This is a genomic window from Profundicola chukchiensis (assembly GCF_029664245.1).
Taxonomy (GTDB): domain Bacteria; phylum Bacteroidota; class Bacteroidia; order Flavobacteriales; family Weeksellaceae; genus Profundicola; species Profundicola chukchiensis.
Genome location: NZ_JANAIE010000004.1, coordinates 1 through 22,085, shown reverse-complemented (window position 1 = coordinate 22,085; position 22,085 = coordinate 1). Strand labels below are relative to the sequence as shown.

The following is a 22,085-nucleotide window of genomic DNA, read 5'->3' as shown; positions in this document are numbered from 1 at the left end:
AAAATTAAAAACTATGAGTTCAGTTTTTACTGCATATTACTTCCCTCCTATTGAGTACATGGCGGACTTTATGAAAGAAGAGTCTCCCATGATCGATGGTTTTGAAAACATGCAAAAACAGTCTTATAGAAACCGTTGTTATATCCTCAGCGCCAACGGAAAGCAGATGCTGAATATTCCAACGCAAAAAAATAACGCTACAAGAAAAATCAAGGATATTAAGATTTCTTACGCAGAAGATTGGCCCAAAGAACATTTTAAATCCTTTGAAGCAGCATATCGTAGATCGCCTTACTTTGAGTTCTACGAACATCATTTTGCAGCCATATTAGAATCGCGTCCCACCTATTTATTTGACCTTAATTGTCTAATAATGGAACGACTTTTGACAATACTGCAGGTGGATAAGAAATTGAGTACCACAGAAGCCTACTCAACAGACTATAACAAGGATTATAGAGATGCTTATAATGCGAAATCAAATGCATTCAAAAATCCAGCTTATCCTCAAGTATTTGAAGAAAAAATGGAATTTATACCTAATTTAAGCATCATAGATTTAATCTGTAACGAAGGACCACAGTCCAAAATTTATTTAAACAATTTAATTTAAGATATGAAGAAAATTACATTATCACTCGCAATGGTAGGTGCCTTCTTCTTTGCTCATGCACAAGAAGTAGAAAAACCTAGTGACGAGGAATTAGCAAAAAGAAATTGGTTCCACGCCAACTTTGCAACAGATAGTATTTATGGTACAGCAAGTACAGCAGCTTACGAATATGCAGAAAGCAAAGGTTTAAAGCCTAGTCCTGTAATTGTAGCTGTAATTGATAGTGGTGTTGAAATCACACACGAGGATTTAAAAAATGTTCTTTGGACTAACAAAGATGAGATTCCAGGCAACGGAATTGACGACGACAAAAACGGATACATCGACGACATACACGGATGGAACTTCATCGGTGGTGCTAATGGTTCACACGTAAACGAAGATCAATTAGAAGTAACTCGTTTGGTAAAGAAAGGTATGGATATGTTTGAAACTCCAGACGAATTCACCAACGAAACTAATAAGAAAAAGTACCCTAAGAAATACGAGGAGTACAAAATGATGAAAATCGAAGTTGAAGAAGCCTTAGCTAAGGCCAAAGCAACGGTTGCTAATTATGAAATGCAAATCGAGGGCATGTTGAACATGTTCCAAGCATTTTCTGATGAGTATGGAGCTGACAAAGAAATTACTGTAAACGATCTTAAGGCTTTCAACTCTAGCAACGAGCAAGTAATGGCTCTTAAAAACAGCTTTATGATGGCAGCTGGAACAGAAAAAGCAGGAGAAGTTTTCGGACAAACTCCAGCTCAAATGTTAGCTGACTTACAAGAGCAATTGAAAGATGACAAAGCTTTGAAGTACTACAAAGGTCAAATGAATCACCACTATAATGTAGATTTTGATTCAAGACATATTGTAGGTGATAACTACGAAGACAAAACAGAGAAATACTACGGAAATGCTGACGTTGATGGTCCAGATTCATTCCACGGTTCACACGTAGCTGGTATTATTGGTGCTGAATACGGAAACGGATTAGGTATCGATGGTGTTGCTAGAAACGTTCAGATCATGGCTGTAAGATCAGTTCCAGATGGAGACGAGAGAGATAAGGATATTGCTAACTCTATTAGATATGCAGTTGATAATGGTGCAAAAATCTTAAACATGAGTTTTGGTAAAGCTTATTCTCCAGAAAAAGAATTAGTTTGGGACGCTATTAAATATGCAACAGACAAAGGAGTTTTAATGGTACACGCTGCCGGAAACGACAACAAAGATATCGACGTTGAGTCTAACTTCCCTACCAACTATAGAGATGGTAAAGAGTGGAGTAACTCTTGGTTAACTGTTGGAGCAAGCTCTAGATATAACGATAAAATCAAAGCGAGTTTCTCTAACTTTGGTAAAAAACAAGTTGATATTTTCGGGCCTGGTGTAGAAATCTACTCTACAGTTCCTAAAAACACTTATGATTGGGCTCAAGGTACTAGTATGGCTGCTCCTGCAGTTGCTGGTGTTGCTGCTTTAGTTTGGAGTTACTATCCAAGACTAACTGCTTCTGAGTTACGCACCATCTTGATTGAATCAGGAAATGCGCACCCAGCTTTAGAGGGAATGTCTATCAACGCTAAAGTAGTTGATGCATTAAAAGCATTAAAAATGGCTGAAACCTATGCTAAAAAATAATTAATTTATTAAGCATAAAATTTAAAACCGGAAATGATATTTCCGGTTTTTTTTCGGCATAAAATTCGTTAATTTTACAAGGAATTCCAGCGGATGAAAATCACTTTTGAAACTTTAAGAGAACAGCTTGACTTTAACCAGATTCCTGGTTGGAAAGCTCAATATGAAATGGCTCCACCCGATCGACAGCACATGGTGGATAATGGTAGGTTTGATTTAAAAAAACCACGCATTGCCTCTGTTTTAATTTTATTATATCAAGAAGACGGAGTTCTGAAGTTCCCTGTGATTCATAGAAATACCTACAAAGGTGTTCACTCCAATCAAATAGGTTTCCCGGGTGGAAAAGTAGAAAAAGAAGATGCTAATTTGGCTCAAACAGCAATTAGAGAGTCCTACGAGGAAATCAATGCTGAACCTAATGGTATCGAAATCTTAGGAGAGTTAACAGAATTATTTATTCCACCAAGCAACTTTTTGGTGTATCCATATGTTGGACTCTATCACCAAGAACCTAATTTTGTGCCTTGCGACTATGAAGTAAGAAAGATCATTCCTATTGATTTTCATAGTTTTATAACCAATCCACAGAAAACTAATTTAGTTTTGGATCATGATGGAGCTAACTATCAAGTACCTGCATTTAGCATTAATCATGATATAAATATTTGGGGCGCCACAGCAATGATGCTGAATGAGTTCTACCAATTTAGTAGAAATTCCCTACATTTGTAAGCTTACCAATACAAAAGAATTTTGGCAAAAAAGAAGACAATTTTTTATGATGCATTCGGGCATTGGTACTTTATCAAGCGTTATTTGATATTTATTTTTGGTATTATATCTTATCGTAGGTATAATGGCTTTAATAAACTTAAGATTTCTGGAACAGAGCATTTAAAAGATCTTCCTAAGACCAATGTTTTATTTGTTTCGAATCATCAAACCTATTTTGCTGATGTTTTTGCCATGTACCATGTTTTTTGTAGTGTACAGAATGGTTTCGAAAACTCTATTAATAATCCCGTTTATTTATTGAATCCTGTTGTCGACATGTATTATGTTGCCGCCAAGGAAACAATGAACAAAGGTTTATTGACTAAGATTTTTGCTTATACAGGCGCGATTACAGTTAAACGAACTTGGAGAGCAAACGGTAAAAACGTTCAACGTCGAGTTGACTTAAGTGAAATCGATAATATTAAAAAAGCTCTAGACCACGGATGGGTAATTACTTTCCCACAAGGTACAACCAAAGCTTTTGCTCCAGGCCGAAGAGGTACAGCACATCTTATTCTTGAAACTAAACCTATCGTGATTCCAGTTGTTATTGATGGTTTCAGACGTTCTTTTGATAAAAAAGGATTAGTTATTAAAAAGACTGGTGTTGAGCAAAGTATGCGTTTCAAAGCGCCTTTAGAAATCGATTACGAAAACGAAAATAAAAACGATTTAATTGCAAAAATCATGGATGCCATTGAACAATCAGAAAAGTTCATAAAGGTGGCTCCATTAACCGAAGAACAAGAAGAAAAAGAAAGAGAAGCCGTTAAGAAAAAACCAAGGACTTTCTATTAAGAAGATCTAATTTAAACCAAGTGAGCTGAACTTTCTACTTTAATTAAATTATATGAGAAAACATCTGTTTAGCGCCCTAATTTTTATCACCTTAAGCACCTGTGTGCTAGCACAAGAAAACGACTCCATACGATATCCAAATTTTAAATTTGGTGGTGTTTTAAAAAGTAAATATGAATGGGCAACAGACGTTAACACTTCTAGATTTGTAATTCGAAACTCAAGACTAGAAATCGAAGGTGACATTAAGCCCAAATTACATTATAAAGCCAAGGTTGAGCTAAGTGATGAAGGCGAATTCAAAGTATTGGATGCTTATGGTGCTTATGATGCTACTGAGAATTTAAGCTTGAAAGTCGGACAGTTTAGCTTACCTCTATTCAATAGTTACATCACCGATCCTGGAACAATGATGTTTGCCAATCGAGCTTTCTTAGGAAAATACTTTGTGAGTTCGCGCGATATTGGTTTAATGGCTACCTACAATGCTAAGCAATTACCAATCCCAACAAAACTAGAGTTAGCAGTGTTTAATGGTAACTCCACCAATAATTCAAAATGGTCTAGTAAACAATCCTATGCAGGACGTTTAACTTTAGGTAAAATGCAAGGATGGCGATCTAGCTTTAAGGTATATGATAATTATAGATTGACTGATGTTCCAGATGAATTTCAACATTACTTAATGTATGGAGCTGACCTTAGATATGGTAAAGAAAAATGGAAAGTTGAATCTGAAGTTATGATGAGGGAAGACAAAACCAATGATTACGATTTGCTTTCTGCCTATATTCAAGGTGGCTATGCTTTTGCATTAGATGAAAAAAACATCGTAAAACATATTATACCAGCTGCACGTTATGATTTTATGGACCAAAACCGAAACGAAGGTAACTTTGATGTACAAAGATTAAGTTTAGGTCTTGGATTTGGTTTAAGCAATCTTCCTTTTCAATCTATACTACGTGTAGATTATGAATGGTATTTTACGAATAATCAATTAGTTTTCTTCCAAGAAAATGAAGAAATGGATTCAGACAAATTAAGTGTGGAATTAGTGTTTATGTTCTAATTTCTACATTTAAAATATTTTAATACATACCGAGCAGCAAACGGCTCGGTTTTTTTATATCCATTTTTTATCAATTTTTAAAAAATTAATCATTTTTAAGTTTATTTATACATTTTTAACTAAGACAACATTCCTCAAATTGATAATTTCCTAATCTCTTGGCACTAAAGTTGAACCTATTCAAACAAAGAATTTTACATGAATCCACAAGACAATACAATAGATAAAAATCAAATTTTAACTTGGTACATAGACGATGTTTTAAATGATAAACAACCCAAAAATGTTTATGCATTTAGCCAAGCACACCAGCTAGATGAAGCTGAGTTTTATAATTATTTCAGTAATTTGGAAACCATTGAAAACTACTTCTACGATGCTCTTTTCGAGGCGACTTTAGAAACTTTACAGTCTTCAGAAGATTATGAACTTTATCCAGCCAAAGATAAAATTCTAAGTTTCTATTATACATTTTTTGAGAATTTAAAAATGAACAGAAGCTTTGTTCAACACAGCATTGGTAGCCAATCGCTTAAAGACTTAGGCAAACTTAAAGGATTGAGAAAAGGCTTTTTAGAATACGCTAATCACTTAGAAATCGAGAAAATTGATTTTAAACAGAAAGACATTAACAAAGCATCTGAGAAAGTGATGGCGGAGTCAGCTTGGCTACATCTACTTGGTACATTGAAATTTTGGCTAAATGATAAATCTGCCAATTTTGAGAAAACAGATGTATTTATTGAGAAATCAGTCAATGCTGGATTTGAGTTAATCAATGTTAGCGCTTTTAAAAATGTTGCAGATTTTGGGAAGTTTATTTTCAAGGAGTTTAATCCTGTTAAATAATCTAAGTTTCCCATTAAAAATCAATCTATGAAAACCATTAATAGTATTCCTAAATCCAAATTATCTCGCGCGACCAAACTGGTAACGACTGGAGCAAAAGTCGGCAAGAATTATTTGAATTATTATAAAAACAAAATTACCCAAAGCGAAGAAGATGCTAGACTTAAGTTGAATGAATCCAATGCGGAAGATATCTACGACGGACTTTCGAATTTGAAAGGTTCTGCGCTAAAAGTGGCACAAATGCTGAGCATGGAAAAAAGCATTTTACCACAGCAATATGTAGATAAATTCTCGTTGGCTCAGTTTTCTGTTCCTCCCCTTTCAGCGCCATTGGTCAACAAAACATTCAAGACCTATTTTGGTAAATCACCTCATGAAATCTATGATGAATTCAATCCTGAATCGGTGAATGCCGCAAGTATTGGACAAGTACATAAAGCCATAAAGGATGGAAAAGAATTGGCGGTCAAGATTCAGTATCCTGGCGTAGCCGATAGTGTTTCGTCTGATTTAGCTTTGGTGAAACCAATTGCCATTCGCATGTTTAATTTAAAAGGCAAAGATTCAGATCGTTACTTTAAAGAAGTTGAAAACAAACTTTTAGAAGAAACGAATTATATTCTTGAAGTTGAACAAAGTATGGAGGTTTCAGAAAACTGTTCTCACATCGAACATTTGAAATTCCCTACTTATTATCCCGAACTGAGCAGTGATAGAATTATATCCATGGATTGGATGCATGGCGAACATTTATCTGAATTTGCTGCTAAAAATACTGATCCAGCCTTAGCCAATCAAATCGGACAAGCCTTGTGGAATTTCTATATGCACCAAATTCATAATATGCGAAAAGTTCACGCCGATCCACATCCGGGGAACTTCTTGGTTTCTAAAGATGGGAATTTAATTGCTTTGGATTTCGGTTGCATGAAACAGATTCCATCGGATTTCTACACACCTTATTTTGAATTAATTAAGCCAGAAAACATCAACAATCCAAACATCTTTCAAGAGAAAATGTTTGAATTAGAAATTCTGAGAAAAGATGATTCGGCTGAGGAATTAGAATTCTTTAGTAAGTTATTTTACGAAATGATTTCTTTGTTTTCTAGACCATTTAGAGAAGAAACTTTTGATTTTGCAGACGAAGAATTCTTCCAACAGATTTATTCTCTTGGAGATAAATATGGCAAGAGTAGAGAAATTAAAAAGTTCAATGGAAATAGAGGTTCAGAACACTTTATATACATGAACAGAACATTCTTTGGATTGTACAGTTTGCTGCATGATGTCAAAGCGAGTCATGTAAATATTAAGACGTATTTACCAGCAGAATTAAGCTAAATCAGCTATATTTAACATTATATATAATTCAAGACTCAAACTTTCTATGAAAAAAATACTTCTAACTGGATCTACAGGATATATCGGAAAACGAATGATCAGCGTTATTGCTTCACAAGGCTACAAAGTGATTTGCTGTACGCGTGATGCCGATAGATTTGATTATCCAGATGGTATTTCCAAAGATCAAATTGAAGTTATAGAAGCTGATTTTTTAGACAAATCCACACTAGGCAGTATTCCCAAAGACATTGATGGCGCTTATTATCTGATGCACTCGATGAGCGGCAGCAACGATTATGAGGAAATGGAACGCACTTGTGCAGAGAATTTTGTGGAAGTCGTAAATGAGACCAATTGTGAGCATACGATTTATTTAACGGGGTTAGCCAATCAGGATAAACTATCTAAACATCTGGATTCCAGATTAATGGTAGAAAAAATCCTATCCAATGGAAAGTTTAATTTCACCGCCTTACGCGCTGGAATCATCATTGGATCTGGTAGTGCATCGTTTGAAATCATTAGAGATTTAGTCGAAAAACTGCCGTTAATGGTTACGCCTAAATGGTTAAATACCAAATGTCAACCATTAGGAATTGCCAATGTTTTAGATTTTCTAATAAAGTCTTTATTTAATAAAGAAACCTACAATCAAAACTTCGATGTGGGTTGTGATGACATCTTGACTTATAAGGAAATGTTGATGGAGTACGCGTCGGTTAGAGGTTTAAGCAGAAAGATTTTCACACTTCCTGTGATGACACCCAAAATGTCTTCTTATTGGTTGTATTTTGTTACCTCAACTTCTTACAAGTTAGCTTCGTCCTTGGTAGATAGCATGAAAATAGAAGTGATTTGCAGGCCCGAAAGTTTAAATAAAATTAAGGAAATCACCGGCGTACAACCTATTCCCTATCGTGAAGCGCTAGAGAGAACTCTTTCTAAAATTCAGGCGCATGAAATTGTTTCTAGCTGGAAAGATAGTTTTATCAGCAGCAGGAATGACACCAATTTAAAACAGTTCATGGAGGTGCCTAGAGATGGTTGTTTTACAGATTTGAGAAAGCACACCTATTATTCTTATGAGGAATGTTTAGAGCGAGTTTTTAGTATCGGTGGAGAACAAGGCTGGTATGGTCAAAGATTATGGAAAATAAGAGGATTTTTAGATCAAATGGTGGGTGGCCCTGGTCTAAGAAGAGGACGACGACATCCAAGCCAATTACATGATGGAGATGCTGTTGATTTTTGGCGTGTTTTGTATGCCAATAAAGAAGAGGGAAAATTGATTTTATTTGCAGAGATGAAACTTCCAGGCGAAGCATGGCTGATGTTCAAACTTTATAGAGGAAAGCTATGGCAAAAGGCAGTATTCAGACCCAAAGGTCTTTGGGGAAGAATGTATTGGTATGCTGTTCTACCCTTTCATGGGGTTATTTTTAAAGGGATGGTCAAACGTTTGGCAACTGGAAAATAAATTAACTTAAAACATAATCTATAAATCTGATAGACTTTAATTCGAAAAGCACTAAGGTCATTTACATTTTTAAAATTCCTAATACTGTTTTTTTATCAACATGAATATCTTTTATCTTAAAAAAGAAAGAAGATAGTAAAACACCCTGAACCTCTTTTAGTTAAAGCATCGCACAAGTTTCAATCGTTTTTAATAATTTCAGACGCAGTAAACATAGATAATACTAAGCAATCTTAGCTTGTGTTAAACTTTTCATAATTTGATTAGGGATATTCATTTTATATTTTCTATTTTTAGCCCATTCAAAAAATCAAATAATATTAATGATGAAAAGATTTACACTTTTACTATGTCTTTCGTATTGCACTCTAGGCTTGAGCCAGGTGCAGGCACAACATCAGAGCAGAGAGTTTACTGATGCAACGAGTTATCAAAACATGAGCGTTGCCGAAACTATCTCTAATCAGCATGTTTTATCTAGAACCAGCCAACAAGGTACTAACCCTTTAAACCCAAATCAGCCACAAGTTAATTTCCCAACGTCGGGCTTTGTGGATAGCGAGATGACTTCTCGTACTATGTTATATTTCAATGGTCCTTATTGGAACGTGAATGGAACACCAAAGAAAAGTGTTTTAGAATCCGTTGCATTGGGCATGAACTCCATTGGTTCTGAAGCAAAGGCAGCTAACAACACGACTGTAGCAGATGATTTTGTATTAAATAATGATGCAGACATCACAGCGATTGACTTGTTTGCTTATCAAACAGGATCTATTACGCCTTCTATCACTTCTGTATTTATTCAAATTTGGGATGGAAACCCTAGCCAAGGAGCTAGTGTTATTTGGGGAGATCTTACAACCAATGTCATTAGTGGCGTAAGTTATTCAGGTGCGAATCGCGTGGTTGAAACTGATATGGAAGCTACGAATCGTGAGATTCAAAAAGTAACAGCAGCAACTCCAGGTTTATCTTTAACAGCAGGAACTTACTGGATTGAGTATACTTTTGCTGGAGTTGGAGCTTCAGGACCTTATGTTCCACCGGTTGTAATTTTAGGAGAAACCACTACAGGAAATGCAATCCAAAGAAACGTGGTAGATAATGAAATTTATTTTGTTCAAACTTTAGACAGTGGAACAGGAACACCACAAGGAATGCCATTCATTTTACATGGTGAGATTACAGCTGGCCATACTTTCCCAGCACCTTATTGCGAAACAGATTTTCTAGCTGTTGAACCTATTACTTTAGTTGAAGTTTCGAATATTAGCAACCGAAGCAGCGCTGAAGTTGAAGACAACGTAATCCATGAAGATTTCACGGCTATTGTTGGAAATATGGTTGAAGGTGAAACTTATCCAATAACTTTAGAAGGAAATACCAACGGAGACAATGCCAATACATTTACTGTTTTTATTGACTGGAATCAAGATGGTGAATTCAATAATGCAGAGGAGCGATATGAAATCGGAACGATTTACAATTCAAATGGTAATGACAACAACCAAGTAAGTGGTAACATCGTTGTACCAGCAGGTGTATTGCATGGTCAAACAAGAATGCGCGTAATGAAAACCTTAGGAACTGATTTCTCTATAGATGCATGTACAGGATTTGCTTGGGGACAGGCTGAGGACTATACGATTGATGTAACAGCTACTACAGTTAACGCACCATTCCCTTATCCATATTGTGGACCTATTGATTATACTTTGGTAGTTGAGCCAATTACTTTAGTAGATGTAGCTGGAATTTATAATGTATCAGATTCTGGATTAAACTCATCACCAGCACACGAAGACTTTACTTCTATTGTAGGTGAAATGACTGCTGGTCAAACTTATTCTGCTATTTTAGAAGGTAATACAGATGGTTACACCAATAGCTTTACAATCTTTATCGACTGGAACCAAGATGGTGAATTGAATAACGAGGACGAAAGATATGAAATCGGAGTTCTTGATGATTCTACAGGTGCAGATGGAATTCAAGCGGTAGGTGAAATTCAAGTTCCAGAGAATGCTCTTGCAGGTCCTACACGAATGAGAGTTATCAAAAGATATACAAGTACAGGAGGAGATTATGCGAATGATTCTTGTAGTCCAGGATCTAACTATGGTCAAGCAGAAGATTACACGATTAACGTAACTGCTGCAAGCATGAGCACAGTAGAGGTTAAAGCAAATGATTTCAACTTCTACCCTAACCCAACAACTAACGATATTTTCTTAAAATCTTCTAAGAATATCGAGAGCGTTGTTATCTACAATATGTTAGGTCAGACAGTTAAGAGCATGAAAGTAGATGCAACAGATGCACAAATTAGTTTAGGTGGTTTAAAAGCTGGAAACTATATAATGCAAGTAAGCATCGATGGAAAAACTACTTCACACAAAGTAATGAAGAAGTAAGTTTTAGTTTTATAAACTTAAATGAAAGCCACCTCAATAGGTGGCTTTTTTATTTATATATCTTTAAAGGTCTAATGGGTTATTAAAAAACCTTTCTACTAAATACCTTCTACTAACTACTAACTACTAACTACTAACTACCACCTACCATTTACAAAACCTCAAGTATTTCAATCTCTTGATTTCTAAAAACGAACTTATCTCCTACTCTTTTCCCGGAAAGCAATTGTCCGATAGGTGACTCTAATGAAAGTGCGTAGTAATCAGTATTATTTATGCGGATTTTCCCGATGCTGGTAGCTATAAAATAATGATGTTGTGATGTTAGCACGACAGCACCTAAACCTATTATTTGCGACTTGCTACTAGGATCAATTTTAAGAATGATTTCTTTTTCCGCTTCAATATTAGCCAATTGATTCCCAAGCTGCTCTCGTTCTAACTGAATCATCGCACGTCCTGTTTCGTGCTTATCACCAGCAGAACTTTTGGTTTCTGAAGATAGACTCTCTTGAAGTTGCTGCAGCCCTTTCTCGCTGATAGCCATTCGTCGGTTGACATCGGCTAGGCAATAATTATATAATTCTTGTTTAAGGTTCATCAAAGTTATTTATTAAAAACTTCCCATCGTTTGGAGTGGTAAAGCTATGAAAATAAAATTCATAGGTTTTGCTGGATTATTGACAAGCATGTTTATATACGAGCTTAATTATAATCATAGACACCATAAATTTTCTTTAAAAAATTCTAATCACAAGGATTTCTGTAAATCAATTATTTATGTTAAAAAAGCAATGTTAGCTATTTATTATTGAAATAAAATTGAATTTTAAAATTAGGAAAAATGTTAAAATATTTTTAACATTGTTAACTTAATCTTAAAAAATCAATTTAAATGAGGAAAATTTTAACAACTGCTTTAGTAGTATTTAGTTTAGCTTCTTGTTCAACCGTTAAAACAGGAACATCTAAAACAATGGATATTGTTGGAGCTGGAGTAATTCACAAACCAGTGATTGCAGACTTAACTGTAAGTCAGAGAAAAGTATCTAAGACGGTTACTTTCACAAAGATGGAAACCCTAGAAGCTGCAAAAAACAATGTTGTAAGAGAGTTATTAAAAGAACACAATGCGGATGTTTTAGTTGAGCCAACCTTTGAATCTACTACTACAGCTGGTAAAACAGAATTAACTGTATATGGATGGACAGCAACTTACAAGAACTTCAGACAGATGGAGGAAAGTGATATTAAATTTTTAGAAGTTCGTCCAAGCTTTATTCAAAAAGCTGAAGCTTCACAATCTGTATTATCAACATTTAAAAAATAATTTAAAGCATTACACATGAGAGCAATTGTAATTATATTATTAGCAAATTTAATGTTGATGTCATGTTCAACAGTTAAAACTGGGACATCTAAAACAATGGATATCGTTGGTGCAGGAGTTATTCATAAACCTGTGATTGCTGATTTGGTAGTAAATGACACTAAGGTTTCGAAAACTGCAACTTTTACGAAGTTAGAATCTTTAGAATCTGCTAAAAACAATGTTGTTAGAGAGTTATTAAAGGAAAAAAACGCTGATGTGTTAGTTGAACCTACTTTTGAATCAACCACCACAAATAATAAAACAGAACTTACTGTTTATGGATGGACCGCTACTTATAAAAACTTCAGACAAATGGAAGAAAGTGATATTAAGTATTTAGAGGTTCAGCCAAGCTATCTTCAAAAGGCAGAAAATAACCAACCAACCATATTGACATCAAACAATAAGGGCGGTTTAGGAAAGATATTAATTCCCATAGGAGTTGTTACATTAGGATTAATTTTAGGAGCTGCCTTATAATATTTCCAAACACAATCAATTCAAAATAACCGCTATGCAAATTGCGGTTATTTTTTTATCCCTTAATTGCTAAGCGTTAGCCTAGCCCCGATTGCAGTGGAAACCCCACAGTTTTATTGGGCTAAAAACAACGAACGGATGCGAGCGACCAAAGGAAGCTCCGCAGACGGAGATTGTTTTTCCTCAATAAAACGAGGAGTTGCAACGAAAAGCGGGTTTCTGCTCCTCATAAAACTACTTCACAAAATAATAGCTAATCTGTAAAAGACCTTCGAGCCCTTGCTGATTTGGCGAAATCGAAATAAGCTATGTTGCTTGTGATTTCGAGATTTGTGGCGTATCTTCCAACTTTTAAATTACACATATTTATGTCAGACGATAAAAAGATAATTTTCTCAATGACCGGGATTACTAAGACGTATCAAAACGCTCAGACTCCGGTGCTTAAAAATATTTATTTAAGTTTTTTCTATGGTGCTAAAATTGGGATTTTAGGACTGAATGGTAGTGGAAAATCTACCTTGTTGAGAATTATTGCAGGGGAAGAGAAGAACTTTCAGGGGGACATCTCTTTTCAGCCGGGTTATTCGGTGGGTTACCTAGAGCAAGAGCCGAAATTAGATGAGTCTAAAACGGTGCTAGAGGTAGTGAAAGAAGGGGTTCAGGAGATTGTAGACGTGTTGGACGAGTACAACAAAATCAACGATATGTTTGGTTTGCCAGAGGTGTATGAGAATCCTGAAAAGATGGAGGAACTGATGAACAAGCAGGCGAAGTTGCAGGATCAAATCGACGCTTCGAATGCATGGGAATTGGACACGAAACTGGAGATTGCGATGGATGCTTTGCGTACGCCTGAGCCTGATAAACCAATCAGCGTATTGTCGGGTGGTGAGCGCAGACGTGTTGCTTTGTGTCGTCTTTTGTTGAGAGAGCCGGATATCTTGTTATTGGATGAGCCTACCAACCACTTGGATGCCGAGAGTGTTCACTGGTTAGAGCATCATTTGTCGCAGTATAAGGGAACTGTGATTGCAGTTACCCACGATAGATATTTCTTGGATAATGTGGCAGGTTGGATTCTAGAGCTAGACCGTGGCGAGGGTATTCCATGGAAAGGGAACTACTCTTCTTGGTTGGATCAGAAGTCTAAGCGTTTAGCATTGGAGCAAAAAACAGCTAGCAAACGTCAGAAAACGCTTGAGCGAGAGTTGGAATGGGTTCGTATGGCACCGAAAGGTAAGCAGGCGAAACAAAAAGCTCGTTTGGCGAATTATGACAAATTAGTGAATCAAGATCAAAAACAACTGGACGAGAAATTAGAGATTTATATCCCGAATGGTCCTCGTTTAGGAACAAATGTCATTGAAGCCAAAGATGTTTCTAAGGCATTTGGTGATAAATTATTATATGACAACTTAAACTTTAAACTTCCGCAAGCGGGAATTGTAGGTATTATCGGGCCGAATGGTGCGGGTAAAACCACGATTTTCAAGATGATCATGGGAGAAGAAACTCCTGATAAAGGTACGTTTGAAGTGGGAGAAACAGCTAAGTTGGCTTATGTAGACCAAACGCATAGTAATATTGACCCTGATAAGTCTATTTGGGAGAACTTTAGCGATGGTCAGGAATTGATAATGATGGGCGGAAGACAGGTTAATTCTCGCGCTTATTTGAGTAGATTTAATTTCAGTGGTAGTGAGCAAAACAAGAAAGTTTCTATGCTTTCAGGTGGTGAAAGAAACAGACTTCACTTGGCAATGACATTGAAAGAAGAAGGTAACGTATTACTTTTGGATGAGCCTACGAACGACTTGGACATCAACACTTTGAGAGCTTTGGAAGAAGGTTTAGAAAACTTTGCGGGTTGTGCGGTGATTATTAGTCACGACCGTTGGTTTTTAGACAGAGTTTGTACGCATATTCTTGCTTTTGAAGGTAATTCTGAGGTGTACTATTTTGAAGGTAGCTTTAGTGATTACGAAGAGAATAAGAAGAAACGTTTGGGTGGAGATATAATTCCTCAGCGTATTAAGTATAAGAAGCTTATTAGGTAGTTTAGGGTTTAGAGTGTAGGGTTTAGGGTTCAGAGTTTAAAGTTCAGAGTTCTAAGCTCTATTGTATAGCTGTTTGAATTGATTAAAACCTTAAATTGGTTTTCTAATTTTAAGAGATCTTACTTAGTAAATAAAACGAATAAACCCTGCCGGTTGGCAGGGTTTATTCGTTTTTATATGTTGGGTTAGCTTAGAATAATCCTTCTGTACTTAGGTATCTTTCGCCGGTATCGTAGTTTATTCCTACGACAACTTTATCTCCAATTTCAGGTAGCTTTTGTGCAATGGCAGCCAAGGTAGCACCCGAAGAAATTCCTCCTAAAATACCTTCTTGTTTTGCTGCTTTTCTTGTAAAGTCAAATGCTTCTTCTTTACTGATTTGAATAGCACCATCTAATAAATCTGTTTTTAGATTTTCTGGGATAAATCCTGCACCAATTCCTTGGATGGCATGTCCACCAGGCTCTCCTCCACTGATTACGGGTGAATCCGTTGGCTCAACAGCGAATACCTTAAGTTGTGGGAATTTTTCCTTTAGAACTTTAGAAATAGCTGAAATATGCCCACCTGTTCCAACACCTGTAATTAAATAATCGATTCCATTCGGGAAATCTTCTAATAATTCTTGGGCTGTATTTTCTAAGTGAGCTTTAATATTCGATGGATTATCGAACTGAGAAGGCATCCAAGCTTTTGGATTTTCTTCTGTTAATTCTTTTGCTTTTTCTATGGCTGCTTTCATTCCACCCTCTTTAGGTGTTAAAACAAACTCAGCGCCATAAGATGCCATAAGTTTACGTCTTTCGATCGACATAGATTCTGGCATAACTAGAATTAATTTATATCCTTTTACAGCAGCTACCATAGAAAGTCCCACACCTGTGTTACCACTGGTTGGCTCTATAATCACGCTATCTTCAGATAATTTTCCTGCTTTCTCGGCATCTTCTACCATTTGTAGAGCGATACGATCTTTAAGACTTCCGCCAGGATTGCTTTTTTCTAATTTGATGTAAACATTGGAATTATCTCCAAATAGTTTTTGAATTTTTACCACAGGTGTTTTTCCGATGGTCTCTAGTATATTATTATATATCATATCACAAAATTTATAGGTTGATTATCTGATTTAATTTTTTTGACTTGGGTTTCTGACTTGGTATAAACCAATGAATAAGGCTCTACGGATCTGGTTAAAAATACGTTACCTCCTATCACCGAATGATTTCCTACGATGGTATCGCCACCTAAAATAGTTGCATTGGCATAAATTACTACACCATCCTCAATGGTAGGATGTCGCTTGGTGTCCTGCAAAGTTTTATCAACTTGCATAGCACCTAAAGTCACTCCTTGGTAGATATTGACATGCTTACCAATCTTACAAGTCTCACCAATCACCACGCCTGTACCATGATCTATAAGAACAGGAACGCCAATTTCTGCTCCTGGATGAATATCGATGCCGGTTTTGCTGTGCGCATATTCGGTTAACATTCTAGGAACATATTTAATTTTTAAAACTGTATGAATTAAATGCGCCACGCGATAAATACAAATGGCGTAAAATCCTGGATAGGTATGAATCACCTCTCCCATGCAATCCGCCGCCGGATCATTGTTATATAGTTCTTCAGCATCTTGACTTAAATCCTGATGCAACTGAGATAAATGTGAATAAAATAGGTCTGTCAATTTCTTGGCTTGCCCATCCTCTACTTTAGCTTCAATAAGCAAGTTTCTAAAATCTGCACGACTTTCTTTTAAGCTTTGAATAATCTCACTCTCGGCAGGTTCTTTTAGCGGAAATAAAATATTTAATAACTCATCTACCCAGGAACTTAGATTTTCTCTTTTGGGCACATGTTCATATTCATCTTTGTAGTTGGAACGAATATTAGCGGCTATTTCTTGAAACATATAGATTTGTTGAGCCTTAGTTGTTACAAATTAAGTACCAAAATGTTAAAATTAAGCTTAACATCATGAGATACAATTTCTTGAAAGCACAACACTTAATTCTTTATACCTTAATTCTGACCTTTAAAAAAGTATTAAACATAGCTGATAGATAAGGATAACAACATGATTTAAAGACTTATAATCAGTTGACTTTTCGTTAGCTATCAATGATTCGTTTGTAGACAAAAACCTAATGCGTCTATCTTGAACTTAATGAAAATTTAATATGAAGATAATTCAAGTTACTATTATCGTCTTTTCAGCTAAGAGGTATTCTTACCTGGATTGGCAATGGAAGCTTATGAAAACTTTAAAGTTAAATAGCCATCTCCTAACTATGAATTCAATTCATCTTTTTAAATCATAGCTTGAGAATACTTCTGAGTTTAATATATTTTTAGGCTAAACTTTCTTCTTCTTTTTTCATAATCAGCGTACGATGTGGGAACGGAATTTCTATACCTTCTCTATCAAATCGTTTTTTAATACTTTCCAAAAGGTCACATTTCATCACAAAACCATCGCTATAGTTTCTGGCCCATGCCCAAGCCTTGATGGAAATCGATGAATCATCTAAACTCACCACTCTTACTTTTACTACATCTTCTTTGTTTACTTTTTCTATATGAGATCTATTGTCTAGGATAAGCGGATGATTCTCGCACTCTTCTTGGATGATGCTCTTCGCTAAATCAATATCACTATCATAAGAAATTCCAATCACAATCCATTCACAGCATATACTTCCGTTTAAATCAAAATTGATTAATTTTTCTTTATTAATAATAGCATTTGGAATTACAATCATGCGATTTTGATAGTTTTTAATCACGGTATGTCTTAACGTTATATCCGTCACCGTACCAATCATGGTTTCATCGATTTTAATGATGTCGTTCACCTTAAATGGCTTGAAAACAATAATAAATAAACCACCTACAAGGTTAGACAAAGCTTCTTGGGATGCAACACCGGCTACAATCGCAATTACACCGGCACTCCCTAAAGCTGTCACCACAAAGCCTCTCATAGATTCAAAAGTCATCAACATGAGTAGCACACCTATCACATACACGCCGGATATGGCGACATAACGAATGAATTTAAAACTGGTCGTATCCTCTTGGGTTTGGGACTTTTCGTAAATCTTCTTAGAAAACCAAACTTGAACTGCTGTAACCACTAAGAGCATAGCCACCGCGACTATACCAAGGTAGAGCGCCTTGTTGAAGGTGTTTTTTGCAATGCTGTATTGCTCCCTATCGATAAAAATAAAGGTAAGAGCAATAATGGCGAGCACCACCCACAAGGCATAAAGTATTTTCTTGGTAAGATTAATTTTGGAAGTATCCTCATGAGGAAATTTAGCCCCCAATTTGTTGTTTAACCACTTATAAAAATACTTGGTTCCGTAGATAAGCAACAAGGCTAGGGATATCACAATAGCAGAGTAAATTAACTCTGGCTTTATCTCATAATATAGTTCTTCCATCATATAGATTTACAATTCACAATTAGCAACAGCTTGAATTCGTTACCAAACCAAATGCAAATATCTTAATAATCTTTATTGAATCTATACTTTTTTGTTCAGTAGTTTCTAAGTCAATTTCTCCAGCTTTTTTCAACTTAATTTCAGTTTTGTCTCTAATAACTTTCCAACCATCAAAAGCTAAATATTGATTAAAATTAGTAATAAATTGGTCTAACTCTGAAAATCGACTTATGTAATTCACAGGCGCAAATAGTTTCTTTATACATTTATCTATTTCCGGAATTCCATTTATGCTTTTCAATTTTTCATCTGTGTAAATCCATCTCGAAGAAAAGCCTTGTCCATAAAAATCATTAAACCCTAATTCATTAAAAAATTTCAATAATTCGTGTCCTTTCCTATATTCAGTTTCTTCATTTATTAATTCCCGAGTTTTTCTAATGTTTTTTGCTGTAATATAATTTATAATCTCGGTTTTTTAGCTTGTGGCTCACGTTTCGTGTATGAGCAGTGGCGTGGGACGTCACGGACAATTGCAAACAGGTACTTGCCAGTGGAAAATCCGCGTCCCGATAGCTATCGGGATGCCAAGTAGGCTAAAACTAGCAATAAATTATATACGGTATTGTAAAACGTATTTTATTTTCCGAAATTCTCTTTTATGTATTCGTCTACTTTACTCTTCACGTAAAAGTCATCATAATTTTGAATACTTAAAATATCTAAAACTGCTTTATTCTTGTCTTTAACTTGTTCGTAATATGATTTACAAATTATGTAGCCAGTCCAATATCCTGCATTTTTTGGTCTGTTTACACTTGCTTTATGCCAAGAACTCCAAGTATTCCAAATACTTTTATTCTTGTCATTTTTGAAGTCATTCCATATTTTTATTTCTTTTCCAGTAAATTCAGAATATTCTCCATCAGTTTCTCCGCTTATTAATTCCGCTATAAATTCTGCCGAACCTTCTCTCATACTTTTTGCAAGCAAAGTAGTATTTTCGTCTTCCATTTTTGATTGGTTGAAATGAACTAATTCGTGACTTACGGTTATAGGAATGTGTTTTCTCAACAAACTAATTCTCAAAATATCTTTATTCCAATTTTTGGTATTTGTGTTTTCTGTTCGGCAAAGGATTTCTGTGCCAATTAATAAACCTCTTTTTGAAATTGTTCCGTTTGATTGAAATTTTCCAATTACAAAATATACATCGGGAAAAACTGCATTTGGGTATATACTTTTGAAAGATTCAAAATTTGAATAAATTCTTTCTTTTAAATCATCAATATTTGAAATGTCATTTCTTATTGACGAATAGAATTCTTTATGTCTAATGACAAATTTTGTAAATTTATCTAGGTCATTAATATACAGTTTGTAAAAATCTTTTAGACCTTTTGTTCCTTTTGAGAAATATTCTTTTTTGAATATATTTTTGGCGTTAGCAGTGTCTTTTATTGCTAAATCGAACGCTCTATAGAAATTGTCAATATCAGATGTGTATATTTTCGATAAGCGTGGTTCTTTAGAAACTCTTGAATTTTGAGATAAGACTGTACACGATTGAAATACAAAAAACATACAGAAAAGATAAAATATTTTATGAAGTTCAATTTTCAATTTGAGTTCGGTTTTATATGTTTTACAACGTTTATGTGTATGATTAGTTGCGTGGTTCGGCACGTAATTTAGCAAATATAAAACGAATAGACACGAGCACGAAGTGCGAACTGTGCGCAGCAAAAATCCGCGTCCCGATAGCCATCGGGATTCGTAAGCAAGCTCGTACCAAGCAGTTAATTATACACAGTGTTGTAGCACGTTTTTCTATTCCGTTCAAACTTCTTTTCTGTTTCTAAATCATTAATTATTTCGATTATTTTTTTGTGCAAAATAATAATAGCCAAACGATTATTACTCTCATAATTTAAATTTACGCCATCCTCGGAAGTTTCCAAATCGTATAATTCAAATTCTTTTAAAAATGTTTTGTTTTCATTCCGAATATAATACGAAATATTACAAGAATGAGTAATGATTGAGTAACTATCATCGTCAATTTTATATTGTCCAATATTTTCCTCAATTAATTTGGTTTGATTTTTATATAGATATTCTAATGGGTCAAAATCTGTCAATTCAATTGGATAAAATTCACTGCAATTATCATTTTTTTGGATTAGTAGTTTTTTATTTTCTTTCCAAAAAATATATGTGTCATAGTTAGATATACATTCAGCGCAATTATCAGAATTTTGTTTTTTAAGGTGATTTTCTCTAGCACAGCTTTTTTTTAAACTAATATAGTTTAGATTTTTATTCTCTAATTCTTTAGTAATTCTCCAAAGAGTAAAATCAGCTTCGTTATTTTTTGTTGCATTTTTTTTAGTCGCACAAGAGCTTAAAATCAGAAGTATTATTAATGGAATTACTGTTTTCATAAATGTGCTACAACGTTTATGTATATGAGCTGTGGCGTGTTTTAGCACGAACCTTTACAAGTAAAAACTGGCTTTGGAAAATCCGTAGGATTTTCCAAGTGAAGACTGACCAAGCCATAGCTTATATACTGTGTTGGCAAACGTTTTTTATTCAGTTATAAATATTTTCTTATTAGGAATATCAATTGTAAGAATTTTACCCAGCCACTCTATACTAGTTTTACCTTCATATATTAATCCATCAACAAATGCAGCATTTAAAGTCTCTAGTTTACATAATTCATTTTCTGTATTTAATTTTGATAGCGTTCCAATGTAATAGTTGTTTTGCTTTTTAAATTCGCTGGTTCTAGGTACTGTTTTGAAATCTTTTTTATCTAATGCAAGTGGTTCAAAGAGTTTTGAACTAAACCAAAATGAATTTTTTCCTGCACCGCTATCCAATTCTATTTGTATTTTCAAAGTGTCATTCAATTGTATGTATGTGAAAATATCAATGGCTTTTCCTGCGTAATCTGCTATTTGAATATCGATGCTTTTTTCATTTTTTGTAGGCTTATTGAAAAGGATTTTTTTATTGATATAATCAATAGTAACAGTTGTGTTTCTGAAGGGTTGTAATGATATAAGACCGTCTATATCTCCGAAATCTAAATCTATAATGGCATATTGTTGATTGTCAAATTCCCTATTATTGATTTCGATACTTGTAGCATTATATAAGTCAAGATTCAATTCTTCACCAGTTGCTCGATGCCCCACAAAGAAATTGTTTGTTTTTTCATTTGTGATTTTATGAGAAAATTTTGTGAAAATAACATTAAGACCTGCTCCTGTGTCAAAAATAAACTTTCCTTCCACATTATTTACTTTTGCATTTATAATAATATGTCCACTTTCATTTGTTTCAAAAGGTATTTGTGCATTTGCCTTTGAAAAAAAAGATAATAATATAAAAAGGATTGCTGTTCTAAATAATTGTTTTGTCATTGTAGTTTTTTTAATGTTTGCCAACATAGTTATATACGAACTTCATAGAGGTTTATGGCTGTTATATTCACATTGTACGACAAAACCACTATTTCTTCGCTTCATCAAATATAGTATTTTCAAATAAGTTTTCGAATTGATTTTTTAAGGTTTTATGGCTATTATCCATAAGGCAAATATGAACCACAGTAATTGCGCTGTATTTAAAATAACTTAATATTCATCATTTCCTCTCTGGCCCTAGGCTTCGATACAATTTTGCTTTGCAAAATCACTCAGCCTGACAAGAGGATT

20 protein-coding genes are annotated in these 22,085 nt (G+C 34.8%); 12 read left to right on the top strand and 8 right to left on the bottom strand.

The window, feature by feature from the left end; genetic code table 11:
- Positions 1–13: 13 nt before the first annotated feature.
- The 9 genes from NLM59_RS06525 (at position 14) to NLM59_RS06485 (ending at position 10,988) form a co-directional block, all read left to right on the top strand.
- Positions 14–613, top strand: coding sequence for a WbqC family protein (locus tag NLM59_RS06525; RefSeq protein WP_304416955.1), 600 nt, complete (start codon positions 14–16; stop codon positions 611–613).
- 3 nt (positions 614–616) lie between these two features.
- Positions 617–2,245 (top strand): S8 family serine peptidase, encoded by a 1,629-nt coding sequence (locus NLM59_RS06520; RefSeq protein WP_304416954.1) that lies wholly within the window; start codon positions 617–619, stop codon positions 2,243–2,245.
- Between the two features lie 93 nt (positions 2,246–2,338).
- Positions 2,339–2,980 (top strand): NUDIX hydrolase, encoded by a 642-nt coding sequence (locus NLM59_RS06515; RefSeq protein WP_304416953.1) that lies wholly within the window; start codon positions 2,339–2,341, stop codon positions 2,978–2,980.
- Between the two features lie 21 nt (positions 2,981–3,001).
- Positions 3,002–3,823: a lysophospholipid acyltransferase family protein gene (locus tag NLM59_RS06510; RefSeq protein WP_304416952.1), complete on the top strand. Its 822-nt coding sequence runs from the start codon at positions 3,002–3,004 to the stop codon at positions 3,821–3,823.
- Between the two features lie 52 nt (positions 3,824–3,875).
- Positions 3,876–4,895, top strand: a complete 1,020-nt coding sequence (locus NLM59_RS06505) for a porin (protein WP_304416951.1) — start codon at positions 3,876–3,878, stop codon at positions 4,893–4,895.
- A gap of 198 nt (positions 4,896–5,093) precedes the next feature.
- The gene (locus NLM59_RS06500; RefSeq protein ID WP_304416950.1) at positions 5,094–5,744 is read left to right on the top strand and encodes a TetR family transcriptional regulator C-terminal domain-containing protein; all 651 of its coding nucleotides are present in this window, start codon (positions 5,094–5,096) and stop codon (positions 5,742–5,744) included.
- A 27-nt stretch (positions 5,745–5,771) separates the two neighbouring features.
- Complete coding sequence (locus tag NLM59_RS06495) at positions 5,772–7,091, top strand: ABC1 kinase family protein (RefSeq protein WP_304416949.1); 1,320 nt, start codon at positions 5,772–5,774, stop codon at positions 7,089–7,091.
- Between the two features lie 46 nt (positions 7,092–7,137).
- The gene (locus tag NLM59_RS06490; protein WP_304416948.1) at positions 7,138–8,571 is read left to right on the top strand and encodes an SDR family oxidoreductase; all 1,434 of its coding nucleotides are present in this window, start codon (positions 7,138–7,140) and stop codon (positions 8,569–8,571) included.
- Positions 8,572–8,894: 323 nt separating this feature from the next.
- Entirely contained in the window at positions 8,895–10,988 is a 2,094-nt protein-coding gene (locus NLM59_RS06485; RefSeq protein WP_304416947.1) for a GEVED domain-containing protein, read from the top strand.
- A 151-nt stretch (positions 10,989–11,139) separates the two neighbouring features.
- On the opposite strand, the gene NLM59_RS06480 is transcribed toward NLM59_RS06485, so the two are convergent.
- Positions 11,140–11,535: a 3-oxoacyl-ACP synthase gene (locus NLM59_RS06480; RefSeq protein ID WP_304416946.1), complete on the bottom strand. Its 396-nt coding sequence runs from the start codon at positions 11,533–11,535 to the stop codon at positions 11,140–11,142.
- A gap of 348 nt (positions 11,536–11,883) precedes the next feature.
- On the opposite strand from NLM59_RS06480, the gene NLM59_RS06475 reads away from it, so the two are divergent.
- The 3 genes from NLM59_RS06475 to ettA all read left to right on the top strand — a co-directional run bounded on the left by NLM59_RS06475 (position 11,884) and on the right by ettA (position 14,900).
- Complete coding sequence (locus tag NLM59_RS06475; RefSeq protein WP_304416945.1) at positions 11,884–12,318, top strand: hypothetical protein; 435 nt, start codon at positions 11,884–11,886, stop codon at positions 12,316–12,318.
- 15 nt (positions 12,319–12,333) lie between these two features.
- Positions 12,334–12,840 (top strand): hypothetical protein, encoded by a 507-nt coding sequence (locus NLM59_RS06470; RefSeq protein ID WP_304416944.1) that lies wholly within the window; start codon positions 12,334–12,336, stop codon positions 12,838–12,840.
- Between the two features lie 368 nt (positions 12,841–13,208).
- Positions 13,209–14,900 (top strand): energy-dependent translational throttle protein EttA, encoded by a 1,692-nt coding sequence (gene ettA, locus NLM59_RS06465; protein ID WP_304416943.1) that lies wholly within the window; start codon positions 13,209–13,211, stop codon positions 14,898–14,900.
- Positions 14,901–15,090: 190 nt separating this feature from the next.
- Here the strand turns inward: ettA and cysK are convergent, their stop codons facing one another.
- The 7 genes from cysK to NLM59_RS06430 all read right to left on the bottom strand — a co-directional run bounded on the left by cysK (position 15,091) and on the right by NLM59_RS06430 (position 21,791).
- Complete coding sequence (gene cysK / locus NLM59_RS06460; protein ID WP_304416942.1) at positions 15,091–15,999, bottom strand: cysteine synthase A; 909 nt, start codon at positions 15,997–15,999, stop codon at positions 15,091–15,093.
- Entirely contained in the window at positions 15,996–16,820 is an 825-nt protein-coding gene (locus NLM59_RS06455) for a serine O-acetyltransferase (protein WP_304416941.1), read from the bottom strand. The genes cysK and NLM59_RS06455 overlap by 4 nt, the downstream gene beginning before the upstream one ends.
- A 439-nt stretch (positions 16,821–17,259) precedes the next feature.
- A complete protein-coding gene (locus NLM59_RS06450; protein ID WP_304416940.1) occupies positions 17,260–18,357 on the bottom strand; it encodes a mechanosensitive ion channel family protein in 1,098 nt (365 codons plus the stop codon).
- A gap of 19 nt (positions 18,358–18,376) precedes the next feature.
- Positions 18,377–18,739, bottom strand: a complete 363-nt coding sequence (locus NLM59_RS06445; RefSeq protein WP_304416939.1) for a hypothetical protein — start codon at positions 18,737–18,739, stop codon at positions 18,377–18,379.
- Positions 18,740–18,996: 257 nt separating this feature from the next.
- Positions 18,997–19,980 carry a gliding motility protein GldB-related protein gene (locus NLM59_RS06440; RefSeq protein ID WP_304416938.1) on the bottom strand — a complete coding sequence of 328 codons (984 nt, stop codon included), beginning with the start codon at positions 19,978–19,980 and terminating at the stop codon, positions 18,997–18,999.
- Positions 19,981–20,156: 176 nt separating this feature from the next.
- Entirely contained in the window at positions 20,157–20,801 is a 645-nt protein-coding gene (locus NLM59_RS06435; protein WP_304416937.1) for a hypothetical protein, read from the bottom strand.
- Positions 20,802–20,948: 147 nt separating this feature from the next.
- Positions 20,949–21,791: an aspartyl protease family protein gene (locus tag NLM59_RS06430; protein ID WP_165148865.1), complete on the bottom strand. Its 843-nt coding sequence runs from the start codon at positions 21,789–21,791 to the stop codon at positions 20,949–20,951.
- Between the last annotated feature and the right edge of the window lie 294 nt (positions 21,792–22,085).

What these genes read in the sequence shown, in the direction of transcription:
- NLM59_RS06525 (WP_304416955.1), top strand. Translation starts at nt 14, where the DNA reads ATGAGTTCAGTTTTTACTGCATATTACTTCCCTCCTATTGAGTACATG.
- NLM59_RS06520 (WP_304416954.1), top strand. Translation starts at nt 617, where the DNA reads ATGAAGAAAATTACATTATCACTCGCAATGGTAGGTGCCTTCTTCTTT.
- NLM59_RS06515 (WP_304416953.1), top strand. Translation starts at nt 2,339, where the DNA reads ATGAAAATCACTTTTGAAACTTTAAGAGAACAGCTTGACTTTAACCAG.
- NLM59_RS06505 (WP_304416951.1), top strand. Translation starts at nt 3,876, where the DNA reads ATGAGAAAACATCTGTTTAGCGCCCTAATTTTTATCACCTTAAGCACC.
- NLM59_RS06500 (WP_304416950.1), top strand. Translation starts at nt 5,094, where the DNA reads ATGAATCCACAAGACAATACAATAGATAAAAATCAAATTTTAACTTGG.
- NLM59_RS06495 (WP_304416949.1), top strand. Translation starts at nt 5,772, where the DNA reads ATGAAAACCATTAATAGTATTCCTAAATCCAAATTATCTCGCGCGACC.
- NLM59_RS06490 (WP_304416948.1), top strand. Translation starts at nt 7,138, where the DNA reads ATGAAAAAAATACTTCTAACTGGATCTACAGGATATATCGGAAAACGA.
- NLM59_RS06485 (WP_304416947.1), top strand. Translation starts at nt 8,895, where the DNA reads ATGATGAAAAGATTTACACTTTTACTATGTCTTTCGTATTGCACTCTA.
- NLM59_RS06480 (WP_304416946.1), bottom strand. Translation starts at nt 11,535, where the DNA reads ATGGCTATCAGCGAGAAAGGGCTGCAGCAACTTCAAGAGAGTCTATCT.
- NLM59_RS06475 (WP_304416945.1), top strand. Translation starts at nt 11,884, where the DNA reads ATGAGGAAAATTTTAACAACTGCTTTAGTAGTATTTAGTTTAGCTTCT.
- NLM59_RS06470 (WP_304416944.1), top strand. Translation starts at nt 12,334, where the DNA reads ATGAGAGCAATTGTAATTATATTATTAGCAAATTTAATGTTGATGTCA.
- ettA (WP_304416943.1), top strand. Translation starts at nt 13,209, where the DNA reads ATGTCAGACGATAAAAAGATAATTTTCTCAATGACCGGGATTACTAAG.
- cysK (WP_304416942.1), bottom strand. Translation starts at nt 15,999, where the DNA reads ATGATATATAATAATATACTAGAGACCATCGGAAAAACACCTGTGGTA.
- NLM59_RS06455 (WP_304416941.1), bottom strand. Translation starts at nt 16,820, where the DNA reads ATGTTTCAAGAAATAGCCGCTAATATTCGTTCCAACTACAAAGATGAA.
- NLM59_RS06450 (WP_304416940.1), bottom strand. Translation starts at nt 18,357, where the DNA reads ATGATGGAAGAACTATATTATGAGATAAAGCCAGAGTTAATTTACTCT.
- NLM59_RS06435 (WP_304416937.1), bottom strand. Translation starts at nt 20,801, where the DNA reads ATGAAAACAGTAATTCCATTAATAATACTTCTGATTTTAAGCTCTTGT.
- NLM59_RS06430 (WP_165148865.1), bottom strand. Translation starts at nt 21,791, where the DNA reads ATGACAAAACAATTATTTAGAACAGCAATCCTTTTTATATTATTATCT.